The organism is Phenylobacterium hankyongense (assembly GCF_003254505.1).
GTDB classification, from domain to species: Bacteria; Pseudomonadota; Alphaproteobacteria; order Caulobacterales; family Caulobacteraceae; genus Phenylobacterium; species Phenylobacterium hankyongense.
Window position 1 is genome coordinate 1 of the sequence record NZ_QFYP01000007.1, and the last position, 478, is coordinate 478.

The following is a 478-nucleotide window of genomic DNA, read 5'->3' on the forward strand; positions in this document are numbered from 1 at the left end:
CGGAGCTCGACCCGGAGAAGAGGCTTTACCCCGGGGGCCAGTTCTTCGATCCCCTCGGCCTCGCCTCCGACCCGGAGAAGAAGGCGACCCTGCAGCTGGCCGAGATCAAGCACGCCCGCCTCGCCATGGTGGGCTTCCTCGGCTTCGCCGTGCAGGCGGCGGCCACCGGCAAGGGGCCACTCAACAACTGGGCCACCCACCTGAGCGACCCTCTGCACACCACCATCATCGATACCTTCTCGTCCTCGTAATGAGCGGAGGGAGAGCGAGAAGCAGAGAGAAGCTAGAGAACGACGACTGATAGGCATCACATCGGTCGGAGACGACGGAAGACGCCGGCCAAGTTCGAATTCCCCGCCCGCCCCTCACTTTTTTCGTTTCTTCCTCTTTCTTGTTGGCATGTACCACTCCACAGAATGCGCCGTCAATGCTCTTATGTTTCTTTCTGTAAAGGAATCGAATCCCCGTGTAAAAAAAA

General features: G+C 59.2%; 1 protein-coding gene. It reads left to right on the forward strand.

Annotated features, from left to right (window positions below; all coding sequences use genetic code 11):
- A partial coding sequence (locus DJ021_RS18445; protein ID WP_133255062.1) for a chlorophyll a/b-binding protein occupies positions 1-251 on the forward strand: 251 nt, incomplete at its 5' end.
- Positions 252-478: the final 227 nt, after the last annotated feature.